Genomic DNA, 6,254 nt, shown 5'->3' with positions numbered 1-6,254 from the left:
GAGTTCGTGTCATCGGCCGCCCTTTCTTCGGCCGCCCTCTCATCGGCCGCCATGCCTAAAGATCGACTTGTCCGAGCGGTGCCGGCAAGATCTCTTGAGTGGTTTCCGGTTGTGGGTCCGGCGGCGGTGAGGTCTGTGTGTCCTCGCTAGGCTCGACAAAGTCGTCCGTGGCCGATGCGTCGCCTTCCAGCTCGATCCACATTCCCAGCAGTTGCAAGGTGCGTTGGAATCCGTTGATTCGAGTCATCACCACCAGGTCGGGGTTCTTCGTCACGCCCAGAAACCGCGAATGCAATTCGCTCATCGATGCGGAGAGCTGACCGGATTCGGTCGCCGCGATGATGCGTTCGGGTTGCAGATACTCCAACCACACCTCGCCGTCATCGGGACGCGCTGCCAGGGTGCGGTAAAGCGTTTCGGCGGCCTGACGCAGTGCGGGCAGCGAGAATTCGATCGGTGAAGTCAGGTCAGGAATTCCGCCTCCGCTGCCCGGTCGATAGTTGCCCGACGAACCGTATTGTGGCACGGACGAACCGTATTGAGGCACGGACGAACCGTATTGAGGCGCGGGCGAACGGTATTCGGGCGCGGGCGAACGGTATTCGGGCACGAGCGAACGGGGCTCGCTGTAACCGCGTTGATACGGTGATCGATAGCCAGAGTCATCGCGTGAATCGTAACGTGAATCATAGCGGGGGCGATACGATTCGTAGCGATCGTCATAACCGGCATAGGGCGGCGGAACGATCGAGCCGGGGCCGATATTCAGCGAGAAGAACGGGGTCTGCACGCGGACACGACTCGGCGGCCCGACGACAACCGGAGCCGGCGGCCAGGCCCCCCAGGCATTTCCGTAGTAGGGCGTGGGCAAGATCGGCGGACCGACCAACACCGGGCCGCGAGCGCGAAAGCCACGAAAGAATTGTGCGTTTGCTTCGTCGCTGGCCACCAGGACGGACAACAGCCCGGCGACCGCGACTCCCGTTGGAAGCATGCGGCGGAGGGTAGAGCGAATCGCAGTCGAAGTTCGTTGAACGATACCAGTCATCTCGGTGATCTCAGTCGAGGAAACAGTCTCATCGACGTTGATCCATTCGTTGCACTCGCAACACGATCATCGCCGATCTATTCAGTCTACCTCCGAAATTGTGCCCCAAAACCCTCATTGGGCCTGTCGGAAGCTGTTAATATGTCGGTCGGCCGTCTATCGGCCTCCGTCCTCCCCCCCTGCCTATCATTCCCTCCCGAGACCGAGAAGGCTTGTTTGCCATGAGCAACCCGAATCCCCGCCCGAAGACAACTCACGCCAATACACGCCGCAGCTTTTTGAAGAAAACCGGGTCGGCCGTCGCCGGCGGCAGTTTTTTAGCCGGCAGCAGTTTTCTGATCACCGGCACCAAAGCCAGTGGTGCGATCGAAGGGGCCAACGACCGCGTCCGGATCGCCGTTGCAGGCCTCAATGGTCGCGGCCAAGCTCATATCGGTGGTTGGTTGGGTACGCCCAACGTGGAACTGGCTTACGTCGCTGATCCGTGGGAAAAGGCCCTCGCCAAAGGGATCAGCGGTGTCCAGAAACGCGTCAAGGGCAAGATGACGACTCAGGGAATCGACGACATTCGGCGGGCATTGGATGACCCGACCGTGGATGCGATTTCGATTGCCACCCCCAACCATTGGCACTCGCTGATGACGATCTGGGGCGCCCAAGCCGGCAAACACGTGTACGTCGAAAAACCGATGAGCCACGACATCGCCGAAGGCCGGGTCGCCGTCGCGGCCCAGAAAAAATATGGCGTCGTGATCCAGCACGGCACGCAACGACGAAGCAACGCCGGAGTCGCGGGGCTGCACGAAGCCTTGAAGTCCGGCAAGTTGCCGCGGTTGAAAATCGCCTACGGTTACTGCTGCAAACCGCGTAGCGGCATCGGTCACGAACCGATCAGCACTCCGCCGGCGGATCTCAATTGGGAGCACTGGAAAGGCCCCGCGGTGATCGACCACTATCACGCCAACTATGTCCCTTACGACTGGCACTGGTTCTGGGAAACCGGCAACGGAGACTTGAACAACCAGGGCACGCACCAACTGGACGTCGCGCGCTGGGCGATCGATGACGACCAGACCCATCCTACGCGAACGATGGCCATCGGAAGCCGTTTTCAGTGGGACGATCAGGGAGAAACCCCGAACACGATGTTCGCGATGGCCGAGTATCCGAACGGTCAAATGGTGTTCTTCAATGTTCGCAACGTCAACTACAAAGGCTACCAGCGTCAGGTCTTCAATGAGTACTACCTCGAAGACGGCAGCGTGATCACCGGCGAAGGCAATTACCAGATTCTGCGTCCGGGAGCCTCCAAGGCCGAACCGTTGAAGATCGAACCCGGCGACGTCACTCCGGGTGGCAATTGGAATGCCTTCATTACCGCCGTCCGCGCCGGTAACCCGTCGATGGCTAACGGCAACGTGATGGATGCCCACTACGGATGCGTGCTCGGCCACATCATGAACAACTCCTACCGCTTAGGATCGGAAGTCCCGTTCAGCGAAACGGCCAGCGATTTTGGCGGCAATCAAGACGCGATCGAGCACTTCGGCCGTTTGCACAAGGTAATGTCCGACGGCGTCGGGATCTCTGGCAGTGACGCGAGTTACCAGCTCGGACCGATGCTGAACTTCAACGCCCAGACCGAACGCTTCGAAGGCGAACGGGCCGACGAAGCCAACGCGTTGGTCAAGGACGCCAACAATCCGGGCTATGAAATCCCCTCCGTCGATGCGGTCTGATTGACGCAGCGGGAGGAATTTGTGTTGTGCGTGTGATTCGACACGCACGGCGTGACCTACCGAGCCGATGCGGGACGGATTGGCAATGCGTCCTGCCCGGCGATCACGTCCCGCGGCGGTTTCCGAACCAGCGGATTTGCATGCGATCGCAATATTGGTAGCCGGCTGATTCAGCCAGCGGGCGGAGCCAGCGCTCGGCGGCGTCCATCTGGGCGTTCGTCACGCCTTGCGGCATGATGTAGACGTCGTCGTTGTCCACTTCCAGCCCTTGGGAAACGTCTTGAACTTCGTCGAATTGCGCCGCGTCGCTGACGACGAATTTCAATTGAAACGCGATCGCGGCGTCGATCAGTTTGCGCATCGTGTCCAGTGGCATGCGGCGTTGCTCGTGCAGACGACTCCAGCGCGGATGCTGCTGCGGGTCGGGCGTGCTGTCGGCCAGTTTTGGGCTGAGCGAAAGCAGGTCACAGGGGATCGGTTTGTCGATCGTCCCGGCGGTTTCGATCGTCAGGTGAAACCCGGCCTCCATCAGCGCGTGAGACAATTCCGTCGCCGCGGCGGGCAACAGGGGCTCGCCGCCGGTCAGCACGACATGCTCGGTGCCGCTTTGCCGAGCGGCATCGACCAGCGATTCGATCGACTGGCGGTCGCCCGACGGGTCCCAGGACGCGTAGGGGGTGTCACAAAACCAACAGCGCAGGTTGCATCCACTGGTACGGATGAAAAAGCTTTCCGTCCCCGTCAGTCGGCCTTCGCCCTGTCGGCTCAGAAAGGTTTCACTGACCAGCAATTGGGCCTGACCCGGTCCCCTGGTGGATTCGGCCGGTGCGTGCGAAAATTGTGATTTACCCAAGGGAGAAAACAGCGTTGAGTGATTCAGAGAACTTTAGCGACATCCTGGAAGTGTTCGACAATCCCAACACGTCGCGCAACTTTACCATCGTGCACCATTGCCCCGAGTTCACTTCGGTGTGCCCCAAGACCGGTCAGCCGGACTATGGGAAGATCATTTTCACGTACGTTCCAGACAAATTGTGCGTGGAACTGAAGAGCTTGAAAATGTATCTGCAGCGATTTCGGAACGAAGGCATGTTCTACGAGGCCGTGACGAACCGCATCATGGATGACTTTCTCGCCGTTGTACAGCCAAAAAGTGCGACGGTGGAGAGCCAGTGGACGCCCCGCGGGGGCCTGCACAGCAATATCATTGTCCAGTATCCAATGCCCTAGGCCGAGCGAACCCTGATCCCATTCCCCGATCGTTTTCCCCCCTCTCCCTCCTTGAAATTAGATGACTGACAGAATTCCCGTCCTTTTGAGTGGTTTCGCGGACGAAGCCGCCAACGAAAAACTTGCCGTCCAGCAATATTCGGCGTTCGCCGCGTTGGGGTTGCGCTACTACTCCATCCGGTTCGTTGACGCCGGCGAAGGCATCAAGAACGTGATGTTGTTGGGCGATGCCGAGATCAATCATCTGGTCAAGATGCAGTCCGATTATGGACTGAAGGTCAGCAGCATCGGCTCTCCGATCGGCAAGGTCAAACTGTTGGACGTCGATGACGGGACCGCCAATAAGTTCATCCCGTTCGAAAAGTACTTGGCCGAAGACGTCCAAACGGCCTGCGATCGCGCCGAAGCCTTCGGTGCCAAACTGATTCGCGGGTTCGCGTTCTATCATCCCAAAGGCACGGCGCCGGAGGATCATATCGATCAGGTCGCCGATCAGCTCGGGCAAATCGCCGAAGCCTGTGACAAACGCGGACTGACGTTCGGATTGGAAGTCGAAGCCAATTTGGTTGGGCAAACCGGGACGCTGCTGCAGGCCATCGCGGCGAAAGTCAACCATCCGGCGATGCTGACGATCTTTGACGGTGCCAACATCGTCACACAGGGTTTCACCGCCGATGAGACCTTCGCCCAGTACGTGGCGATGAAAGACAGCATGGGATGGATGCACATCAAAGACTATCACGATCCGTCGCCCACCGGCCGCGTCGAACACGTCGACGAGGCCAGCTTGGACAACTTCGTGCCCGCCGATCGCGGCGATTGTGGTCACGAAGCGATCTTACGCGATTTCAAAGACTTTTTGCCCGAGCTGCACGAGCGGGCGACCCGGCGAGGCGCCGACGGCGTGTTCTTGGATCTGGAACCGCACGTCAAAGGCGGTGGTCAGTTCGGCGGATTCAGCGGCCCCGACGGGTTTGGCGTCGCGTTGCGAGGCCTCTGTCGGGTGCTCGATTACGTCGAGATCCCGTATGAGCTGCGTGGGTTTGCCGACATCAAGGGCTGATTCCCGCCGGTTCAGTCGGGCTGGTGAATCGGATTCCAGTCGCGGGTGGGAGCGGCATGCGGCAACGTCGCCACCCGCGGCACCGTGTTCCGCGATGTTGACGGGGCCGATCGCAAGCCGGTTCCGAGGAACGGGTTGGAGCGGATCGGCGGTGCCGTGACTGCCGGTGCCGTGACTGCCGGTGCGTCGACCGTCGGCGCCTCGACCTCCGGCGCGTCCGCCGCACGTGGGGATTCCATCTGGACCGAAGGCAGTTGCACTGGCAGCTCCGTTTCCGGCAGTTCCGTTTCCGGCGCCACCAGATCAGCGGTGCCCGAATGCTCCAGTCCCAGGTCGTCGTCGCCACGGAAATAGGCCGACGGAGGCAGTTGTTGTTCGATCGCTTCGTCGTTCAACAAATCGGGCTCAACGTCGAGTGGATCACCGCCAAACTGATCGCCGGCGTCGGCGGGATCCGAGTCGGCCGAGGCGAACGGAAGCTGGTTCGGACCCGAAAAATCAAGCAGTGGTTGTTCCACCTTCGGCGCGGTGACGGTGAACGGCATCGATTGATCGCTCGGTGAGGCGATACCATTCGGTTCGACGACATGCGGCTCGGACGTTTCGAGTGCTTCGTCATCGCTTGCTTCGTCATCGCTTGGTTCGTCATCGCTCGGTACGTCTTGTTCAGCCATCCAGTCCTGGGGCAGCTCCATCGCCTCATCGGACTCCGTCGGCGAGGCGCCAGTGTCGGCCGATCCAGTGTCGGCCAATCCCGTGTCGTCGGCCGAATTGCCGGTGGCGGTGAAATCGAGCGAGTCCAGGGCGGTATCGCAGCCCACATCGTCGCACGACGCCGGGGGATTGCCGGACGGGAAAATTGACGCGTCGCATCCTTCGTCGTTGCAGGGTGCGACGCCGCTCGGATAGACGACGGGCCCCGAAACGGCCGGCAGACTTGGCAGGCCGGTCAGCAGATGGGGCAGGCCGCTGTGGACTTGGGACAGCCCGGTGCCCGGCGGATAGATTTGGCCGCAGCCGTCGCGACAACTGGCGTGACCGAATTGATCGGGATAGCCATGCGGCGGCAGATCGGCCCCGGGGCGAAATCCGCCGTCGCGACAGACGTGGTATCCATCGCCCCAGCCGACGCCGAGTAATCGTCCCAGCCGCTGGATCGTTGCGGGATGGTCGG

At 60.6% G+C, this 6,254-nt stretch carries 5 protein-coding genes and 1 pseudogene; 3 read left to right on the top strand and 3 right to left on the bottom strand.

Annotation, left to right across the window (positions count from 1 at the left end; genetic code table 11):
* Positions 1–55 precede the first annotated feature (55 nt).
* Positions 56–1,048 carry a hypothetical protein gene (locus tag ABX749_RS17750; protein WP_372897137.1) on the bottom strand — a complete coding sequence of 331 codons (993 nt, stop codon included), beginning with the start codon at positions 1,046–1,048 and terminating at the stop codon, positions 56–58.
* 221 nt (positions 1,049–1,269) lie between these two features.
* Here ABX749_RS17750 and ABX749_RS17745 point away from each other — a divergent pair, with 221 nt between their 5' ends.
* Complete coding sequence (locus ABX749_RS17745; RefSeq protein ID WP_372897136.1) at positions 1,270–2,787, top strand: Gfo/Idh/MocA family protein; 1,518 nt, start codon at positions 1,270–1,272, stop codon at positions 2,785–2,787.
* A gap of 103 nt (positions 2,788–2,890) precedes the next feature.
* On the opposite strand, the gene ABX749_RS17740 is transcribed toward ABX749_RS17745, so the two are convergent.
* The gene (locus ABX749_RS17740) at positions 2,891–3,640 is read right to left on the bottom strand and encodes a 7-carboxy-7-deazaguanine synthase QueE (protein ID WP_372897135.1); all 750 of its coding nucleotides are present in this window, start codon (positions 3,638–3,640) and stop codon (positions 2,891–2,893) included.
* Positions 3,641–3,654: 14 nt separating this feature from the next.
* Between ABX749_RS17740 and queF the strand changes: the two genes are divergently transcribed.
* Complete coding sequence (gene queF, locus ABX749_RS17735) at positions 3,655–4,017, top strand: preQ(1) synthase (RefSeq protein ID WP_145208271.1); 363 nt, start codon at positions 3,655–3,657, stop codon at positions 4,015–4,017.
* 61 nt (positions 4,018–4,078) lie between these two features.
* Entirely contained in the window at positions 4,079–5,080 is a 1,002-nt protein-coding gene (locus ABX749_RS17730; protein ID WP_145208269.1) for a sugar phosphate isomerase/epimerase family protein, read from the top strand.
* A gap of 11 nt (positions 5,081–5,091) precedes the next feature.
* Here the strand turns inward: ABX749_RS17730 and ABX749_RS17725 are convergent.
* Positions 5,092–6,254, bottom strand: a pseudogene (locus tag ABX749_RS17725) (hypothetical protein); the annotation flags it as partial.

It is taken from the genome of Stieleria sp. (assembly GCF_041595215.1).
GTDB lineage: Bacteria > Planctomycetota > Planctomycetia > Pirellulales > Pirellulaceae > Stieleria > Stieleria magnilauensis.
Note: the sequence above shows the minus strand (reverse complement) of the source record. Positions and strands in the feature narration are given on the sequence as shown.